Source organism: Virgibacillus sp. MG-45 (assembly GCF_036409425.1).
In the GTDB taxonomy this organism is placed as follows: Bacteria; Bacillota; Bacilli; order Bacillales; family Amphibacillaceae; genus LDC-1.
This window is the reverse complement of sequence record NZ_JAXOFU010000006.1, coordinates 153,645-173,673: the sequence shown is the minus strand read 5'-3', so window position 1 is coordinate 173,673 and position 20,029 is coordinate 153,645. Positions and strand designations below refer to the sequence as shown.

The window sequence follows — 20,029 nt, the reverse complement described above, 5'->3', positions numbered from 1 at the left end:
TAAAATAAAGAAGCTTTTTTTATTTTTTGAGTCTATTTCATCATTTTGTTCACTACTATCTTTTTAAAACGGATCTAAATTTACTATAAAACTAGAACTTCTTATATTAATTGATCCCCTTAACTAAATTTCACAAATTTTATGTTTAATCTAATATTTTGAATATTTATGGTGAAAGAGATATGATGCGCGTACATCATATCTTTTACATCTATCCTCTTCGCTGACGTGCATCTGTAGCTCGTTTTAATGCTTCTCCAACGTTGCGCACACTTAACATGAGTAATAAAATAAGTGCAGCTGCTGGCATCCAAATCCACCAACGAAATTCAAGTGTTTGCGGATTTGTTGCATAGCTTAATAATGTCCCAAGACTAGGAGTACTTTCCGGAAACCCAAAGCCTAAAAAGGAAAGTCCTGATTCTAATCCAATATTAGCCGCTAGATTTAACGTCATATTTACAATAATAATGGACGTCAGATTAGGCAGTACTTGTGTAAACATTATTTTCAAATTGGAAGAACCTAGTGTTTTAGAGGCCTGTACATAATCAAGTTCTCTTTCCTGCAATGCCTTTGAACGAATTAGCCTGGCAATACCCATCCATAGAAAGGCGGTCATAATCAATGAAAACGAGACGATACTATATTTCGGTACCATTGCTACAAAAACGATAATAATCATTAGAAATGGCAAGATCATAAAGAAATCGAGTATCCGCATTAATACGTTATCGATATGTCCACCAAAATAGCCAGAAACGAGACCGAAAATAATTCCAATAAGTCCTGTCATTAATGTAACGAGTATACCAATCGATAATGAGTTTCGCGTGCCTATAATAAGCTGCCCGAATACATCTCTGCCACCATAATCCGTTCCGAGCCAAAATTCTTCTGATGGCGGTTGATGGATAGAGAATAAATCAACCGATACAATCTCATCCTGATCTAATACATAGGATGTACCGAATACAAAAGCTGTAATGGATATTAGAAAAATTAACGATACTAACGCGAGCTTATCACGAACAATTTCACGCCAAACGATAGAGAACCCTGAGGGACTTTTCGTTACATGCTGTAGTTCCTCTTTGTCTGTCATAACACCAACGTCTTTTCCCATTATTATCACCTCACTTATTTAATTCGAATGCGCGGATCAACCAAGCTTAAAATAATATCTGATAGCAATGCGCCTAAAATGGAGGCAATTCCAAACAGTAAGACTAGTGATGTTACCACACTGTAGTCACGCATCGTGATTGATTCCAAAAATAGCTGTCCCATTCCCGGAAAGCTGAAAATGGTTTCAACAAAGACTGTACCACCAATTAACATCGTAATTTCATAGCCAAAAAATGCCGCAATCGGTAATAAGGAGTTTCTAAAAATGTGTTTGTTATAAACTCTTGTTTCTGGCGCACCCTTTGCACGTGCAGTATGAATAAAGTCCTTTTGCTTTGTATCAATAATTTCATTTCTTAAATATTGAACCGTTCCCACTGTTGCGATTAAAGACATGGAAATTGCCGGTAATAACAAGTGGTTAATTTTACTCAGCACATAAGCAAAGCTTCCCGGTTCCATCCCTGGAGCGACACTTCCTCCTGTCGGAAACCAACCGAAATGAAATCCAAACAACCAAAGCATAACAAGCGCAAAAATAAATAGTGGCGTTGCAAATCCTAAATACGTATAACCAGTAATAGCTTGGTCAGCTAATGAATCATTATATCTTCCACTTATAATCCCAAGTGGAATTGCGATAATATATGTAAAAATTAAAGTTGCTAATGATAACCAGAGCGTATTCATAAGACGCTGCGAAATTAATTCTGTAACAGGCATTTTATATCGAAACGATTGTCCAAGATCTCCATGAAGCAAATCATCTACCCATCTTCCATATTGCTGATACCACGGATCATTTAATCCCATTTGTTCTCGTTTTGCCTCGATGGTGGCTGGATCAATGTTTGGATCAATCAATCCAGATAATGCATCACCAGGCATCATCTTCGCCATGATAAAAATTAAGACACTCAATAAAATAATTTGCGGAATCATAATTAGTATTCTCCGAACTGAAAACTTCCACATGTTATATCAACCTTTCTCAGGCAAAGCTACCAAATGCGTATCAGACACTGGCTGTAATTGATAGGCTAAGCCATCCTTATCAAAGTAATCATTATATGATTGCTCGTATTCCATTCTTACTTCTTCACGGAATTTCACAAGCTCGTCCCGCTTCTTTGGATCGATATCAGGAATTGCTGCTACAAGTCGCTTTGTATAGATATGCTGTGGATTCGTAAAAATCTCATCTGTTGTGCCTTCTTCTACAAAACGCCCTTTATACATAATTCCAATTTGATCACACATATGACGGATTACACCAAGGTCGTGTCCGATAAACATATAGGTTAGATCTAACTCTTTTTGAATGTCTTGCATAAAATTTAACACCTGTGCTTGTACCGATACATCAAGGGCAGAGACCGGTTCATCGGCAATAATCAGCTTCGGCTTTAATGCAATTGCTCTTGCAATTCCGATTCGTTGCCGTTGTCCACCTGAAAACTCATGTGGATATTTTAAAATACTTTCTGGACTTAAGCCGACTAATTCCAATAGCTCCTGTACGCGCTTTTTTTCTTCGCTTTTTGATAGAGATTCGAAATTTCGTAGTGGCTCGGCTACAATATCTCGCACCCGTTTCTTTGGATTTAAAGACGAATATGGATCTTGAAAAATCATTTGGACATCTTTACGAAATTCCGACTTTGACTTATGAAGATTTGTAATTTCTTTATCTTGAAATTTTATTTTCCCTGCTGTTATATTGTTTAATCCAATAATGGCTCTTCCTGTAGTCGTTTTTCCAGAACCTGATTCACCAACCAATCCGTACGTTTTCCCTTTTTCCAAGGAGAATGTAACCCCATCAACTGCTTTTACATGTCCAACTGTTCTACCAAAGATTCCCCCCTTAATTGGAAAGTGAACCTTTAAATCCTCCACTTCAAGAAATGCCATGATGCGCTGCCTCCTTGCTCTCATCAGGAAAATGAAAATTTTTATAGCATGTACAACGTACAAAATGTCCTGGAGCTACTTCATGCAGCTCAGGGTTTTCCTCATGCTCCGATGCATCAATCCATGGAATTCTTGCACTAAAGCGACAGCCTTTGCGAGGTAGCTTTTGCAAGGCAGGAACAATGCCTTGAATAACATGAAGCTTTTCTCCTTCCCGTTCCGCATTGGGAATGGAGTTAAGCAATGATCTTGTATATGGGTGTAATGGGTGATTAAATAATGTATGCACATCCGCAATTTCTACAATTTGCCCAGCATACATAACCGCTACTCGATCGGCCATCTCAGCTACAACACCTAAATCATGCGTAATTAATATAATTCCAGCTTGGCTTCCATCCTTTAATTCTTTTATCAGGTCTAAAATTTGGGATTGGATCGTAGCATCCAAAGCCGTTGTCGGTTCATCAGCGACAAGTACTTCTGGATCATTTGCAATCGCCATAGCAATGACAACACGCTGTCTCATGCCTCCAGATAGCTCGTGTGGAAATTGACTAAACGTATGCGCTGCACGCGGTATGCCAACTTTGTTTAACAACTCTATTACTTTTTCTACCCGTTTTGTTTTCGACATATTTTTATTATGAAGCATTAATACTTCTCCGATTTGCTCTCCAACCTCCATTAACGGATTTAACGCAGTTAATGGGTCCTGAAAAATCATACCTAAGTCCTTACCACGTAGCTTATTTAATTTTGCTAATGACATGTTTGCTAAGTCTTGATCCTTATATAAAATATTCCCTTCAATTTTTGCTTTCGTATGTAATCCCATAATTGAAAAAGCTAGTGCGCTTTTCCCACATCCTGATTCTCCAACAATTGCTAATACTTCATTTTTATTTAGGGTCAATGTAACGTCATCAACCGCGGCATAATAATCATCCTTGATGCGAAAAGAAGTTTTTAAATGCTGTACTTTCAATAATTCCTCTGTCAATTTAATCCTCCTTTATATTACTACTTTAGTCTTTGAACAAATCATCCTATGATAATCTCATCACAGCATGACGTTCAACACATGCACTTTCTATGTATTATAATATTCAAATAATTTAACCTAATTATGACTAGGCAATAAATGACAGTAAAAGAAATTGCGTAATAAATTTGTAATATACTAACGATTGTTTAAGAGTATATAATATTTTCTGACTTATTACAAGTTTTTTAAAAGTAAATTTATAATATTTTTATCTATTTTTTTCAAAATAACCACGAAATGTTCTATATTGGAACAAAATTAAAAGGGCTCACTGTCGCAAAATGAGCCCTTTTGGTTATTGTGTTTTGGAAGCTTTTGCATCCTTATTATATGTTTCATTATATAGGTGACAAGCAACCCAATGGTCCTTTTTATATTCCTGAAACTCTGGCACTACCTTTCCACATACATCCATGGCAAATGGACATCTTGTACGAAAGCGGCAGCCACTTGGTGGATTAATTGGACTAGGAATATCGCCTTCAATAATGATTCGTTCCCGGGTTCTTTCTACCTGTGGATCTGAAACAGGTATCGCGCTTAATAGCGCTTGCGTATATGGATGCAAAGGCTCTTCATATAGCGCATCACTTGTTGCAATCTCTACCATATTACCTAAATACATTACGCCAACACGATCGCTAATATGCTTTACCATCGATAAGTCATGGGCAATAAACAAATACGTAAGTCCATGCTCTTTTTGAAGTTTCTTCATAAGGTTTACAACTTGAGCTTGAATTGAAACATCCAGTGCGGAAATTGGTTCATCGGCAACAATAAAGTCTGGATTCACTGCTAGTGCACGAGCAATACCAATTCGCTGACGCTGCCCACCACTAAATTCATGTGGATAGCGATTACCATGTTCACTATTCAAGCCAACGGTTTCTAATAATTCATTCACACGATCAGAACGCTCCTGCTTTGTTTTAGCAAGACCGTGAATATCAATTCCTTCAGCAATAATATCTTTTACCGTCATCCTTGGATTTAAGGATGCATACGGATCCTGAAAAATCATCTGCATGCTACGATTAAACTTTTTCAATTCCTTTTTTGATTTTTTTGCATGGACATTTTCACCTTGGAAATGAACTTCTCCACCAGTAGCTTCGTATAATCTGAGGATTGTTCTACCTGCGGTTGATTTACCACAGCCTGATTCTCCAACAAGGCCAAACGTCTCTCCCTTAAAAATATCAAACGTAACGCCATCCACCGCTTTTAATACATTCGTACGGTCAATTTTAAAGTGCTTTTGTAAGTTTTTAATCTCTAATAGTTTTTCTCTCGCTTCAGCCATGCGTCTTTGTCCCCCCTACTAAAGCAGATTCCGGTATTTCCACATTAGGAGAACGCTCATCCAAAAGCCAGCATGCTGTCTTCTGAGTTTCGCTCACATCGGTATAAGCAGGCATATGTTCCTGACATACCTTCATCGCAAATGGACAGCGGGTTACAAATGGACAACCTTTTGGAGGGTCGGCTAGATCAGGTGGTGATCCTGGAATTGCCTGCAGCTCTTCTTCCTTGCCATCAAGCTTTGGCATAGAGCCTAATAGTCCCCATGTATATGGATGCTTCGGATTATAAAATATTTCGTCTACATTGCCTGTTTCAACAACTTTCCCGCCATACATTACTGCTACGCGATGTGCAGCATTTGCAACAACACCTAGATCATGGGTAATTAAAATAATTGCGGTTCCGGTTTCCTCTTGCAATCCACGCATTAAATCTAGAATTTGTGCTTGAATAGTTACATCTAACGCCGTTGTTGGTTCATCAGCAATTAATATCTTCGGATTACAAGCTAGTGCAATAGCGATCATTGCCCGCTGCCGCATTCCTCCTGAATATTGATGTGGATATTGCTTAATTCGCGCTTCTGGATTAGGAATACCAACTAACTTTAATAGCTCTATACCACGTTGGTGTGCCTCGCTTTTTGACATGCGTTGGTGCTTAATTAAGCTTTCAGAGATTTGCCTTCCAACGGTCATCGTTGGATTAAGAGACGTCATCGGGTCTTGGAAAATCATGCTTATTTCTTTTCCACGAATATTCTCCATTTGCTTTTCGGATTTTTGGGTTAAATCCTCCCCATTAAATATTATACTTCCTCCAGTAAACTTTCCAGGTGGCATTGGAACTAAACGCATTAACGATTGTGCAGTGACACTTTTTCCAGAGCCAGATTCACCAACAATCGCTAACGTTTCCTTTTCTTTGAGATCAAAGGAAACTCCCCGCACTGCTTTTACTTCTGCTTTATACGTATCAAATGATACAGACAGGTCTTTAACTTCCAAAATTGTTTTCATTATCGTATCCCTCCCATTACTTACGTTCCTTTGGATCTAGCGCATCCCTTAAACCATCGCCAACGATATTAAATGCAAGCATCGTTAGACAGATAAAGAGAGCCGGGAAGAAAAGCTGGTATGGATAGTATTGGAAAGATGAAAGTGCATCAGAGGACATGGTACCCCAACTCGCTTTCGGAGCAGGAACTCCTAGTCCAAGATAGCTCAAGAAGGCTTCTGTAAAGATTGCACTAGGAATGGTCAATGTTAGCGTAACAAGAATTGGACCTAGTGTGTTTGGCACGAGATGTCGAAACATTAATCGTGAATTACTCGCACCCAGGGAACGAGAAGCCATTACATATTCCTCAGAGCGTAGCTGCATCACTTGTCCGCGTACAATCCTTGCCATATTAATCCATCCGGTAATCGTCATTGCTATAATTAATGTCCAAAGACCTTGCGGCATGATAACCATCAGTAATATTACAACAAGTAAATAGGGAACACTGTATAAAATATCTGCAATACGCATCATATACTCGTCCACTTTACCACCATAAAACCCTGCTACAGCACCCCAAATAACACCAATTACAAGATCGATCAATGATGCCATCAATCCGATAAACAAGGAGATTTTAGCGCCATACCATGTTCTGGCAAATACATCTCTTCCTAAGTTATCGGTTCCAAACCAATGCTCCGAAGAGGGAGATTGATTTGCATTTATCAAGTCATTTTCACTATAGTTTTGACCCGATATCGGTTCACCAATAAACGACATAATTCCTAGCAAGATAATAACAACGACACCAAATAATGCGAGTTTATTTTTTCTAAACCGCCGCCAAGCATCCTTCCAATAGGAGGTACTTTCGCCCGCAATTCGTTCAGCATCTTTTCCTTCCACATGTAATGGCTCAAAATCTGCCTGCTGTAGTTTTACTTGCGACATTATTCTTTCGCCCCCTTTGATGCTACTTTTATTCGTGGATCAATTAATCCATAAATAAGGTCGACTATGAGAATGGTTACAAGTAGTAAAACACTAAAAAAGACAGTTGTTCCCATAATGACTGTATAATCGCGATTCGTTACACTTACAACGAATTCATTTCCTAAACCGGGAATGCTGAATATCTTTTCAATTACAAAGCTACCTGTTAACACAGAAATAACCAATGGCCCCATGTACGAAACAACTGGTAAAATCGCATTTCTGAGCGCATGACGGTAAGTAACAATCCGCTTTCCTAAGCCTTTCGATTTCGCTGTTTTAATATAATCTGCATGTAGCACCTCAAGCATGCTAGAACGCATCAACCTAGCAATGAAAGCAAGTGGAGTCGAGGCTAATGCAACCGCTGGCAAAATCGTATGTGCAAACGATTCAAATCTGGCAATCGGTAGCATCCCTAGTTTAATAGAGAATACGTATTGAAGAATGGTTGCCATAATAAAGCTCGGTACGGAAATCCCCATTACTGCAAGAACCATTGCTGTATAATCCGGAAACTTATTATGCCACAAGGCGGCAATAACACCTAAAAACACACCAAAGGCAACAGCAATAAAAATCGCTTCCAGCCCTAAAATTAAAGAGTATGGAAAACTTCTTGCAATGATATCTGTTACCTCTTGTCCATCGTATTTAAAGGATGGTCCAAAATCCAACTGCACAGCATTAATCAGGTAATCAAAATATTGTTTATACAAGGGATCATTTAATCCGTAAGCTTCGAGCATCTGCTGCTCAATGGCTGGGGATGTTTTTCTTTCCGAGGTAAATGGCCCCCCCGGAGCAAGCTTCATGAGTAAAAAAGTTATGGTGATGATAAAAAACAAAGAAACTAAAATATAGCCAAATCGCTTTAATAAATATCTAGCCATGTATGAACACCTCCATCATCCTTTCGTCGATCCGCCAAATAATTATTTATCGACATATTTCTGTTTATTTCATCAGAATATTTTATCTTTTCAAAACAAAAGAGGGGTGACAACAAATCACCCCTGAAATACACACTCATTCTGCCACACTCGACATTCAAGGAAGCAAAAATTAGTGAATACATAGTTCATTTACCAAAACAACAATTTCACTGGCAGTTCAAGATTTATCAAAGGTGTTTGTTATTCTTGTTGTAGAATAGATTTCTGGGATCTTGGTTAAAACGGAAGGGAAAGTTGAGGAAAGCAATCTTCCCTCAACTTCACCATTCATTATTCTGCTGCGATATAGCCCCACTTGTACTGTACTACACCAAGTGGTGATACTTCGACGTTTTTAACCTTTTCATTATGTGTCCATACATTTGTATAGAAATAAATCGGTGCAATTGGAAGTTCTTCCATGAAAAGATCTTCTGCTTTATGAAGCAATTCCTCACGAGCGGCTACATCTGTTTCTTCTCTTGTTTGTTGTAAGATTTTTTGGTATTCAGCACTTTCCCAGTTTGTATAGTTGTTTCCACCTTTGGATTCAAAGATTTCTAGGAAGTTAATCGCATCATTAAAGTCTGCGATCCAGCCCATACGACCAACTTGGAAATCACCTGCTCCCATCGAATCTAGGTATACACCCCACTCTTCATTATTAAGCTCCACTTCAACACCAAGATTTTTCTTCCACATATCCTGCACCGCTTGTGCAATTGCAGCATGTGCTTCACTTGTGTTATAAGAAAGCTTAACTGTTGGCAGCTTATCTAGGCCTAATTCTTCTAAGCCTTTTTCTAAATACTTTTTCGCTTCTTCTACATCATTATCTTTAAAATAGCCTTCTTTATTTTCTGGGAAAATAGAAGGTGGTACAAGTGCCATTGCAGGCTGTTGCTCACCCTTTGTAATGTTCTCCACAATTCCTTGACGATTAACTGCTAAGGCAAAGGCTTTACGAATATTTACATTTGTAAATGGCTCTGCTTCCGTGTTAAACGCGTAATAATATACTCCAGCCTTTGGAGCAATATTTAATTTACCTTCCTGCTTATATGCTGGAATGGCTGCTAATGGAATCGTATCTGTTGGATCTCCCAACCAATCTATTTCACCACTGTCATACATTTGCTTTGCAGTATTTTCATCATCGATCATGTACATGTTAATCGTTTCAAGCTTTACTGTATCAGCATCCCAATATTCTGGGTTTTTCTTAAGCACGATTTCATCTTTGTGCTTCCATGTATCAAGTAAGAATGGACCATTCGTTACATATTTATCTGATACGTCTTGTGCCCATTTGTTATTTCCTTCTACTACTTTATGATTAACTGGAAAATAAGTATAAAATGCTGTTAGCTCTAAAAAGTAAGCAGTTGGTTGATTTAATTCAACTACTAAAGTATGGTCATCTTTTACTGTGATTCCTACATCATCAAGGGAACCACCATTTTCTTTTGCATCTTGCGCTCCCTTAATTGGGTATAGCTGATAAGCATAATCGGTATCTGCATTAGCAGGGTCTAATACCCATTTCCATGCAAATTCAAAGTCTTTTGCAGTTACAGGATCGCCATTGGACCATTTCGCATCTTGACGCAACTTAAATGTATACGTTAAACCGTCGTCAGACACTTCATTAGACTCAGCGATCGCTGGTTCTACTTTTCCTTCTTGGTTTACACGCATTAAACCTTCAAACACCTGATTCAATACAGCTCCTGAGGTTGTATCCGTTGCTAAACCTGGATGCAAGGAAGGTGGTTCCTCACGAATATTTACATTAAGTGTTTGATCTGCTGCCAAATCACCACTCGCACTATCTCCCTCACTTTGTTCCGCATTCTTGCCATTATCTTTTTCATCTTTATTTGCTTCATCATCTCCGCCACAAGCTGCTAAGAACAAGCTCATCGCAACAACCAAGACAAGAAGCAAAGACCATTTTTTCCACTTCATGAAAAGACCTCCCTAGGTTATTGTTTTATTTTTTTGGTAAACAGAATTATCTTTCAATTTACCCATGTCCATTATTATACTACTATTTTTTAAATATTTCATCCTATTCTTTCAATTTTTTATATTATTTTTATTGGTAAATTAGTTTTTAATTAAAATTATTGGCATTTTTAAGCTATTTTAAGGTCTTTTAGCCTGGTTATTTTATACTTGTTTAGCGCTTTTATAGTTCTAAAGGATTTGTTTTTATTCTGAGAAGACAAATTAAATTACGATGAGATATTTCTGTATCTAAATATAAAAAAATTTCATGGTTAAATGCATAAAAAAGTGTACGAAGAATGAAATTCATCCTCGTACACTTTTATAGCATATTATTCTGCTGCTAATGTTTCTTTTTGTGTCACACCAATTTCATGGAGATGATACGTAGGTGCGTTAGCAATTGAATAATTTACAATACGGTTATTTACAGGAACTAAAGCAGCACGGTATAACGTTGGGAAGACTGGAACTTCTTCTACCATCATTTCTTGCCACTCTTTATACACTTGTTGACGATATTCTGGATCAAAGGCTTTTTCAGATAATCCTTCTGCTAGAAGCTCGTCATTTTTCTCACTTGCATAGCGGGAGAAGTTAAACATTGCATCGCGACCATAAAGTCCAGATGGATCAACATCACTTGCTACTCCCCATGCACCTTGGTAAATATCAACTTTTGGATCATCGTTACCACCGTTACCTACACGGTTGTAGAATGTTTCAAATTCATGTAAACGTCCATCTAATAATTCAACCTTTAAGCCAACGTTTTCCCAAGCTTGAATATAGTATTTTGCTAATGGCTCAGCAGTGTCTCCGCCTTCCATCGTTGCAAAATTAATGACAAGCTCTTCTCCTTTTGGATTTTCACGAAAGCCGTCGTCATTTGTATCTTTATAGCCTGCTTCATCAAGAATTTCCTTTGCCTTATCTGGATCGAATGTTGGTGCATCAACATCATCAGAATGATAAGCAGGGTGTGATGGTGGAATCAAAGTGTTTGCACTCCAACGTAAACCGTGGTAGAAACGCTTACCAACTTCATCATTATCTACCGCATACCACATTGCTTTTCTTAAGTTAACATCTGCCATTTTCGCATTTGGATCTGGCTTTACTTCTTTCTTTTCTTTATCCCATGTACCTAGCTTAAAGCCAGTATAAGAATAAGCAAGATCAATTTTTCCTAAAAATTCTACATTGGACATTTCTGCATTATCCGGGTATTGATCAGTTGGAAATTCACTTACTAAATCGATATTTCCGCTTTCCAATTCCTTCACTACAACAGTTGGAGCAATTACTTTAATTGTTACTTTATCTAGCTTGGGCTCTCCACGCCAGTAATCGGCATTTTTCACCAATGTTACAGACTCTCCAGGTACAATGTTCTCTACTTTAAAAGGTCCGAATCCAATTGGATTTTTACGAACTTCATCAGATGAAGACATTTTATCTACTGGAATATCCTTGAAAATATGCTTTGGTAAAGCATACGGCCAAATTCCACCAGTTAATAGAGATGGATTTGATTCTTTATAGGTAATCTTTAATTGCTTGTCATTAAGTACTTCAACTCCTGAAATCGTATCCGCTTTTCCTGCGTGATACTCTTCCATTCCTTCAATGTTTTTGAAAGTGGAATCATAACGTACACCATCATACTTTGCGTTACCAATCACTTCATAAGCAAACGCCCAGTCTTCTGCTGTTACAGGCTCTCCGTCCTGCCAGTTTACACCATCACGAATCGTAAAAGTAAAAATACGTCCGTCTTCTACTTCAAAAGTAGCTGCACCGTCTTGAGTATAATTGTAGTTATTATCCATGTCTAATAGAGACTCATCCATCCACTCAAGAATTTTTGAATCTGGATTACCATCATAGAAATTCCAGTTTAATGTTCCTGCAAACGGACTGCTAGAAACTAAACCATACGTAATTTCTCCACCGTCAATGGCTTCTCCCTCATTTGTTTTATCGGTGCTAAAATCTTCGATGGAATATAGACGTTCTTCTTCTTTGCCTTTTGAATCGTCTTTTCCACACGCTGCAAGCGTAAGTAGCGCTACAAGCATTAGTGCCAATAGCACTTTTCCTAACGTTGACTTTCTCATGTTGACTCCTCCTTTTATTTTCTTGTTGTATATGTCTCGCGTTGATTCGCTTGACCAACAAATTTATACTCAACATCTAAATAGATGTAGGTAACATTTTACTAGGCTACAGCTATCGCAAGCCTCACCTCCTAAAAATCAACATTATTGTGATGCAATTCAGAAAAATAACAATATACCGGAGCTAGAACAAAATGACATTCCCTACTCCTAAACAATCCATTACATTGCAGTGCGAAAAATAGGTTCGCTTCCCACGGACATAGCCTCAACTAACTTGGAAAAGCGTACTCTCTTTTCCAAGTGGATTTTTCGACGTACAGGACGTAGCGATTTTAGTCTGCGTTCCCCTAGTGCCTTTTCCGTCGGAGTCTCACCTATTTCCACTGCACATTAGTACCATTTACTCCGAATAAAAATTCTTTTATACCTATTAAATATTATCCTCTTCGTTGTCTTGCATCTGTTGCTCGTTTTAATGCTTGTCCAACATTATTAACGCTTAACATAAGGAATAAGATCAAAATAGCTGCCGGAACCCAAATCCACCAACGATATTCTAATGTTTGCGGGTTTGTTGCATAGCTTAGCAGTGTTCCAAGACTTGGTGTGTCTTCAGGAAATCCAAAGCCAAGAAACGATAATCCTGATTCCAATCCAATATTTCCAGCTAGATTTAATGTCATGTTAACGATAATAATCGAACTTAGATTAGGAAGAACCTGTGTAAACATAATTTTTAAGTTGGATGAGCCTAGCGTTTTAGAAGCCTGTACATAATCCAATTCTTTCTCTTGCAATGCTTTCGATCGAATGAGTCTTGCGATTCCCATCCATAAAAAAGCTGTCATAATTAATGAAAAAGAAATAACGCTATATTTCGGTACCATCGCTACAAAAACGATAACAATCATAAGAAATGGTAAAATCATAAAAAAGTCTAAAATACGCATCATGATATTATCTACAGTACCACCGAAATAACCTGAAACAAGGCCATAAATAATACCAATAACACCTGTCATTAGCGTTACAAGGATACCTATGGACAAGGAATTTCTTGTTCCAATTAGTAATTGTCCAAAAACATCCCGACCACCATAATCGGTTCCTAATATAAATTCATCATTTGGTGCCTGGTGAATCGAAAGTAGATCAACCTTTACAATCTCTTTATAATCTAGAAAGAAGGAAACCCCGTATACTGTCACAGTAATTAGCACTAAAAAAATAAGTGATACGAGCGCTATTTTATCTCTTACAATTTCACGCCAAAGAATGTGAAAGCCCGAGGGACTCTTGCTTGCTTTCTCAACCTGCTCTGTATCAGCTACTGCACTACTATCTTTTATCAATTTTCATCACCTCAGAGTCTTTCGAACTTATTTAATACGAATACGTGGATCAACTAAACTTAAAATAATATCTGATAAGAGTGCCCCTAAAATGGTTGCTATTCCAAATAACAACACAAGTGCAGTTACTACACTGTAATCACGCATCGTGATCGATTCTAAAAATAGTTGTCCCATTCCTGGATAACTAAATATAGTTTCCACAAACACTGTTCCGCCAATCAATCCCGTAATTTCATATCCAAAAAAGGCGGCAATCGGTAGTAAGGAGTTTCGTAAAATATGTCGATTGTAAACCCTTGATTCGGATGCACCTTTTGCTCTTGCAGTTAAGATAAAATCCTTTTGCTTCGTATCTATAATCTCATTTCGCAAATATTGCACGGTACCAACGGTTGCAATTAAGGCCATCGAAATCGCAGGAAGCAATAAATGCTGTATTTTACTCATGACATATTCAAACGTGCCTGGCTCCATCCCAGGCGCGACACTTCCCCCAGTTGGGAACCAGCTAAAGTGAAAACCAAAAATCCAAAGCATAACTAAAGCGAAAATAAATAATGGTGTTGCAAACCCAATGTATGTGTAGCCTGTTATAAATTGATCTGCCCAAGAGTCATTATAACGACCACTGATAATCCCTAGTGGAATTGAAATCGCATAGATTAAGATTAATGTAGCTAAGGATAACCAGAATGTATTTGCAAGACGTTGGCCGATCAGCTCTGAAACAGGCATTTTAAATCGGAACGATTGACCTAGATCTCCATGAAATAATCCTTCTACCCAATCTCCATATTGTACATACCACGGATCGTTTAAGCCGAGCTGTTCTCGTTTTGCCTCGATTGTTTCTGCATCGATATTCGGATCAATTAATCCAGATAATGCATCGCCTGGCATCATTTTAGCCATTAAGAACACGAGCACACTTAATAGTATTATTTGAGGTATCATTATTAAAATTCGTCTTACTGTAAATTTCCACATTTAAAATCAACCTTTCTCCGGTAAAGCCACTGAATGCGTTTCAGATATAGGCTGTAATTTGTAAGCTAAGCCTTCTTCATCAAAGTAATCATTATATGATTGTTCATACTCCTCTTTTACTGCTTGACGGAATTGTGCTTGCGCTTCCCGTTTGTTTGGATCAATATCCGGAATTGCAGCAACTAACCGCTTTGTATAAATGTGCTGTGGGTTATCAAATATATTTGCAGTAGTTCCTTCTTCCACATAACGACCTTTATACATGATTCCGATATGGTCACACATATGTTTGATTACTCCTAGGTCATGACTAATAAAGAGATAGGTTAAATCCAATTCTTTTTGAATCTCTTGCATAAAATTGAGCACCTGAGCCTGTACAGAAACATCAAGTGCAGATACTGGTTCATCCGCAATAATCAATTTAGGCTTTAAAGCAATCGCCCTAGCAATTCCAATCCGTTGTCTTTGACCACCAGAAAATTCATGCGGATATTTTAGAATACTTTCTGGACTAAGACCCACTAATTCTAGAAGCTCCTGTACGCGCTTTTTTTCTTCCTGCTTCGATAATTTTTCAAAGTTACGTAATGGCTCTGCAATTATATCCAAAACACGTTTTTTCGGATTCAAAGAAGAATATGGATCCTGAAAGATCATTTGAATGTCCTTGCGAATATCAAGCTTTGCCTTTTTAATATTCGTAATATCATGGCCGTTGTATGCAACCTTTCCTGAGGTTATATTATTCAAGCCAATGATTGCTCGGCCAGTTGTTGTTTTTCCTGATCCTGATTCTCCAACAAGGCCATATGTTTTTCCTTTTTCCAATGAAAAGGATACGCCATCTACAGCCTTGATGTGGCCAACAGTTCTTCCAAAAATACCACCTTTAATTGGAAAGTGTACCTTCAAATCCTCCACTTGCAAAAATGTCATGATGTTGCTCCTCCTTGCGATTCATCCGGAAACTGAAACTCTTTATAGCATGTGCATCTAACGAAATGTCCTGGGGTTACTTCATGCAATACTGGGTTTTCTTCATGTGCATCTTTATCGACCCATGGAACTCGCGGGCTAAAACGACAGCCTTTACGAGGTAGGTTTTGCAATGCAGGTACAATTCCTTGGATAACATGCAGCTTTGACTGTGTCTCTGATGCATTTGGAACAGAATTTAATAATGATCTCGTGTAAGGGTGCTTCGGATTGGAAAATAATGTTTGGACATCGGCAATTTCAACGATTTGACCAGCATACATTACCGCCACTCGGTCAGCCATTTCTGCTACAACACCAAGATCATGCGTAATCATAATAATTCCAGCATGCATATCCTCTTTTAGCTCTTTAATTAAATCTAAGATTTGCGATTGGATGGTTACATCAAGAGCTGTCGTTGGTTCATCTGCTATGAGAAGCTCCGGTTCATTCGCAATCGCCATTGCTATAACAACACGCTGTCTCATTCCTCCAGATAGCTCGTGTGGAAATTGGCCAAACGTATGCGCAGCACGCGGTATACCAACTTTGTTTAACAACTCTATTACTTTTTCTACCCGTTCTGTTTTCGACATGCTTTTATTATGAAGCATTAACACTTCGCCGATTTGCTCTCCAACTTCCATTAACGGATTTAATGCAGTTAACGGATCTTGGAAAATCATCCCCATATCTTTACCACGTAGTTTATTTAGCTTTGATGCAGGCATATTGGCAATGTCTTGGCCTTTATAAAGAATATTCCCTTCAATTTTCGCACGGTTATGAAGTCCCATAATAGAGAATGCTAATGCACTCTTTCCACAGCCTGATTCCCCTACTATTGCCAGTACTTCATTTTTATTTACTGTTAATGTTAAATCATCAACAGCTGCATAATAATTATCTTTTATACGAAACGACGTCTTCAGGTTTTTTATTTCCAATAATTGATTAGACAATTTCAATTCCCTCCACCTTGTTTGTTTCTAAATTAAATGTAGCATTTCGATTATTGTGCCTGAACATTGAATATAGATTTGCCTCAAAATAAAAAAACACCGTATATTTTTATTTTATTAAGACGAATAACAGTTCCTTAGGTTACCCAATTTCTATATAATATAAAACGTGATTATAATAGAAAATTCAGAATATACACTCGTAGAAAGCCGATGAATATTCTGATAATTTGCTTTTATTATTTTTATTATGAGGACTATTATACTACCATTTTAAAAATATTGCACCCCATTCTTTATAAAAATTTTTGAAAAAAACGATATTTTTTAATTTAATATATTCCGATTTTTCATGAAAATCAGCCTTTTAAACCTTCATTTTATACGTTTTATTAAAGTTTCTTTGTTTAAAAACTGTCACTAGTTTCCTCTTTGATAAACAATACTTTCAGAGATAATTTCATTTAACGACACTAGACATAAAAAATCACCCTTTAAACATTTACTCTCTGTAGAAAGTAGTTGTAAAGGATGATATCCTATCTATTTAACGACAACTTTTGCTTCGCTTTATGCCACTATTCTTGTTTTGCATGAAGATAAATTCCGATAACCGTTACAATAATTGCTAATGTGCCTGCCATAATATAAACATTGGAATACCCCTTTTCAACAACATTAGCAACAATTTTCAAAGCTTCCTTCTGAATTGTTGGATCCGTTATTTTGTTGATTTGCGAAACGAGCGCTTCATAATTCCCCTCTAAGGCTCCACCGGAAAAGTTAAATAGCGAAGAATCATATTTCTTATCCAGTACAGGTTGTACCTTCACAAATGCTCCGGTAATAAACCCTGCATAAGCAGTTGGAAACAAAGTTAATCCAACCTGTCTAATTAAGGACAGTGTGCCAAGTGCTGAGCCCTGCTCGCCATGTTTGGCACTTTCTCCAACCAGGACATTTAACGGAGCGCCAAGCAGAATACCAAGTCCGATTCCGGCCAAAGTACTAGCAACGAAAAATAACGAAAAGCCCGCAATAAATGGGAATAGAAAGAAGCCTATAATTCCAATTATACCTGCAAGAATAACCGTTTTGATTGCTCCATATCGATCTGTTAACACACCACCAACTCCTGCGCCAATACCCGACGCTACTGCCATAGGTGTGAGCCAATAACCTGCCTGTTCTACTGGAATTTGTAGCACTTGTTGTACATAAGAGGGAATGAAAATAATTCCTGCTAAAAAACCTCCGGAAAGAAAGCCTAATAGCAGTGTGAGTTGAAACTTTTTACCTTTCAGTAGAGAAAAGGCTACGATTGGATCGCCACCCTCTTTTTCTACCTTTTTTTCAAATCGGAGAAAGATAACGAACAACAAAGCGCCAGAAAGTAGAAAAGGAAGAACCGTTAATTGAAGGATCCCGCCTAGAAAGGCTGCATTATTTAAATTAGTTATCCCATACATAAACGCTAAAATTCCAGCACCTAATAATAAGCTTCCTGTAAAATCAAGCGGCTTCGTATTGACCGAGGTCGTTTCGTTTATCTTAATAGTGCCAAAGATTACAAGAAAAACTGCAATCGGGATATTAATTAAAAACATCCAATGCCATGATCCAGTTAGATCTAAAATAATTGCTCCAAGATTAGGACCAATGACAGCGGCGAGTCCATTCATTCCGCCAAGTATACCTAACGCTTTCCCTTGCTTTTCTTTCGGTAGTGTTGCCAAAATATGTGAGCTACCAATAATAAAAATTCCGCCTCCACCGATAGCTTGAATTAATCGTGAAGCAAGCAAAAATGTGAAGTTTGGACTCATTGCAACGAGCAAAGAGCCAATTCCAAAAATAGTAATTTCAATTAAAAATAAACGCTTTCTTCCAAATCGGTCAGAAAGTTTTCCAATGATTGGCACACTTATAGCAATCCCAAGCGTATACAAGGTAATCGTCCATGCTCCCCAGGAAGGTGAAACGCCAAAGGAAGCATTAATGGTTGATAACGCTGTACTGATGATGCCATTATCCAAGCCTGCCATAAAAACACCAATTGTAAATAAAGTTAGCGGCCATTTTTGTGACCCTTGTGTGTTTTTCTGTACCGTCATATGTACAGCTCCCTTCTTATTGGATGAGATGAAACCATTTATTATTGAAAAAAGCAAAGACCTCTATTTTTGAGCCCTTTGCTTCCTCCTGTTTGCATGCCGTATATTAGCTAAATAGCCCTTTAATAAAGTTGCTTAACGCCTCAAAAATCTGATTAAAGAAATTGCCAACGTTTTGCCAAAATCCTTCATCATTTACTAATTCACCTAATTTATCTTGAACTTTTGAAGCTATATCATTCAATTGTTCCTTTACATTATCAAAATTGATATTTAAATCTCGCATTTTCTCGAATAAATCAATCAATAGCTGACGATCTTTTTCATTTAACGAGATTTCCAATTTATCAAGCTGCTCTTTTACGATCTTTTCTACGTCTTCTTTTGTAGCTGGATTTTGTTCAGCAATAGCCGTTTTAATTTCTGTTAGTAGCTCACTTACTTTTTCTTGACTAAGTCCTTCTTTTTTTGCTAATTCCGAAGCAATCCCAAGCTCTTCATTGGCTAGCTCCATTCGCTCTTTATCAAGCGCCACTCCCTTGACATCAAATGCTTTATAGATCCCAGTTAACGCTGAATGACCACTTACCTTTACAGGAGAAGCAACAAGAACCGTTGCGTTTTCTACACCAGCAGTTAGTAATGCGTTTGCATACATTTCATTTGTTACTTCTGTAATATTTTCTTGTGTCACGATATCGATTTGGAGTCCTTTTCCCGACTCCTCGACTGTTATTTTAGCTGAAGAATACATATTGGAGTTTGGATTACCGCCAATATATGCTGCTCCATCCTCTCCCGTTACAATATATTCATCAACTGTATCATCATTAGAAACCTTTAATAGTTTACGTGTTTCTTCCTTTTGCTTTTCAGTTAGCTTTTCACCTAATACAACAATTGGTACACCAAGTTTTTCATTAACGCTTTTAGAACTATCTCCACCATTGTCAGCAAATGCTGGCGCATAAATACCTAGAATAAGACCAAAAAGCATCGTAGCAACTGCTATTTTTCTTAGGTTACGTTTCATTTTATCTTGTCCCCTTTACTCATCATTTGATTACTCCATGTATATGCTCGTCCAACTTATTTTTTCATCTTTTCATCATTATACCCTTTTCTACTCACTTTGAAAATTTCTCCTATATAAGTAGATAAAA

Annotated in this window: 16 protein-coding genes; all 16 read right to left on the bottom strand. The window is 37.6% G+C overall.

All coding sequences use genetic code 11. From position 1 onward, the window contains the following. Positions 1-211: 211 nt before the first annotated feature. On the bottom strand, positions 212-1,126 hold the full coding sequence (locus SPK86_RS08700; protein WP_284140207.1) for an ABC transporter permease: 915 nt from the start codon (positions 1,124-1,126) through the stop codon (positions 212-214). A 14-nt stretch (positions 1,127-1,140) separates the two neighbouring features. Beyond that, positions 1,141-2,103, bottom strand: coding sequence for an oligopeptide ABC transporter permease (opp4B, locus tag SPK86_RS08695; RefSeq protein ID WP_284140208.1), 963 nt, complete (start codon positions 2,101-2,103; stop codon positions 1,141-1,143). Positions 2,104-2,109: 6 nt separating this feature from the next. After that, the gene (locus SPK86_RS08690) at positions 2,110-3,042 is read right to left on the bottom strand and encodes an ABC transporter ATP-binding protein (protein ID WP_284140209.1); all 933 of its coding nucleotides are present in this window, start codon (positions 3,040-3,042) and stop codon (positions 2,110-2,112) included. Beyond that, positions 3,029-4,045, bottom strand: a complete 1,017-nt coding sequence (locus tag SPK86_RS08685) for an ABC transporter ATP-binding protein (RefSeq protein ID WP_330949119.1) — start codon at positions 4,043-4,045, stop codon at positions 3,029-3,031. Before SPK86_RS08685 ends, SPK86_RS08690 begins: the two co-directional genes overlap by 14 nt. Before the next feature lie 340 nt (positions 4,046-4,385). Beyond that, positions 4,386-5,396, bottom strand: coding sequence for an ABC transporter ATP-binding protein (locus SPK86_RS08680; protein WP_284140211.1), 1,011 nt, complete (start codon positions 5,394-5,396; stop codon positions 4,386-4,388). Beyond that, on the bottom strand, positions 5,389-6,417 hold the full coding sequence (locus SPK86_RS08675) for an ABC transporter ATP-binding protein (RefSeq protein ID WP_330949118.1): 1,029 nt from the start codon (positions 6,415-6,417) through the stop codon (positions 5,389-5,391). Before SPK86_RS08675 ends, SPK86_RS08680 begins: the two co-directional genes overlap by 8 nt. A 16-nt stretch (positions 6,418-6,433) precedes the next feature. Continuing rightward, the gene (locus tag SPK86_RS08670) at positions 6,434-7,357 is read right to left on the bottom strand and encodes an ABC transporter permease (RefSeq protein ID WP_284140213.1); all 924 of its coding nucleotides are present in this window, start codon (positions 7,355-7,357) and stop codon (positions 6,434-6,436) included. Then, positions 7,357-8,292, bottom strand: a complete 936-nt coding sequence (locus tag SPK86_RS08665) for an ABC transporter permease (protein WP_284140214.1) — start codon at positions 8,290-8,292, stop codon at positions 7,357-7,359. The genes SPK86_RS08670 and SPK86_RS08665 overlap by 1 nt, the downstream gene beginning before the upstream one ends. Before the next feature lie 333 nt (positions 8,293-8,625). Then, positions 8,626-10,302 (bottom strand): peptide ABC transporter substrate-binding protein, encoded by a 1,677-nt coding sequence (locus tag SPK86_RS08660; protein WP_284140215.1) that lies wholly within the window; start codon positions 10,300-10,302, stop codon positions 8,626-8,628. A gap of 374 nt (positions 10,303-10,676) precedes the next feature. Beyond that, positions 10,677-12,464: an oligopeptide ABC transporter substrate-binding protein gene (gene opp4A, locus SPK86_RS08655; RefSeq protein WP_284140216.1), complete on the bottom strand. Its 1,788-nt coding sequence runs from the start codon at positions 12,462-12,464 to the stop codon at positions 10,677-10,679. A gap of 440 nt (positions 12,465-12,904) precedes the next feature. Continuing rightward, a complete protein-coding gene (locus SPK86_RS08650) occupies positions 12,905-13,819 on the bottom strand; it encodes an ABC transporter permease (RefSeq protein WP_284140217.1) in 915 nt (304 codons plus the stop codon). Between the two features lie 27 nt (positions 13,820-13,846). Further along, entirely contained in the window at positions 13,847-14,809 is a 963-nt protein-coding gene (gene opp4B, locus SPK86_RS08645) for an oligopeptide ABC transporter permease (RefSeq protein WP_284140218.1), read from the bottom strand. Positions 14,810-14,815: 6 nt separating this feature from the next. After that, positions 14,816-15,748 (bottom strand): ABC transporter ATP-binding protein, encoded by a 933-nt coding sequence (locus SPK86_RS08640; RefSeq protein ID WP_284140219.1) that lies wholly within the window; start codon positions 15,746-15,748, stop codon positions 14,816-14,818. Continuing rightward, a complete protein-coding gene (locus SPK86_RS08635) occupies positions 15,745-16,752 on the bottom strand; it encodes an ABC transporter ATP-binding protein (RefSeq protein ID WP_284140220.1) in 1,008 nt (335 codons plus the stop codon). The genes SPK86_RS08640 and SPK86_RS08635 overlap by 4 nt, the downstream gene beginning before the upstream one ends. Positions 16,753-17,330: 578 nt before the next feature. Then, positions 17,331-18,866, bottom strand: coding sequence for an MFS transporter (locus SPK86_RS08630; protein ID WP_284140221.1), 1,536 nt, complete (start codon positions 18,864-18,866; stop codon positions 17,331-17,333). Positions 18,867-18,972: 106 nt separating this feature from the next. After that, positions 18,973-19,899, bottom strand: a complete 927-nt coding sequence (locus SPK86_RS08625; RefSeq protein WP_284140222.1) for a DUF1002 domain-containing protein — start codon at positions 19,897-19,899, stop codon at positions 18,973-18,975. Between the last annotated feature and the right edge of the window lie 130 nt (positions 19,900-20,029).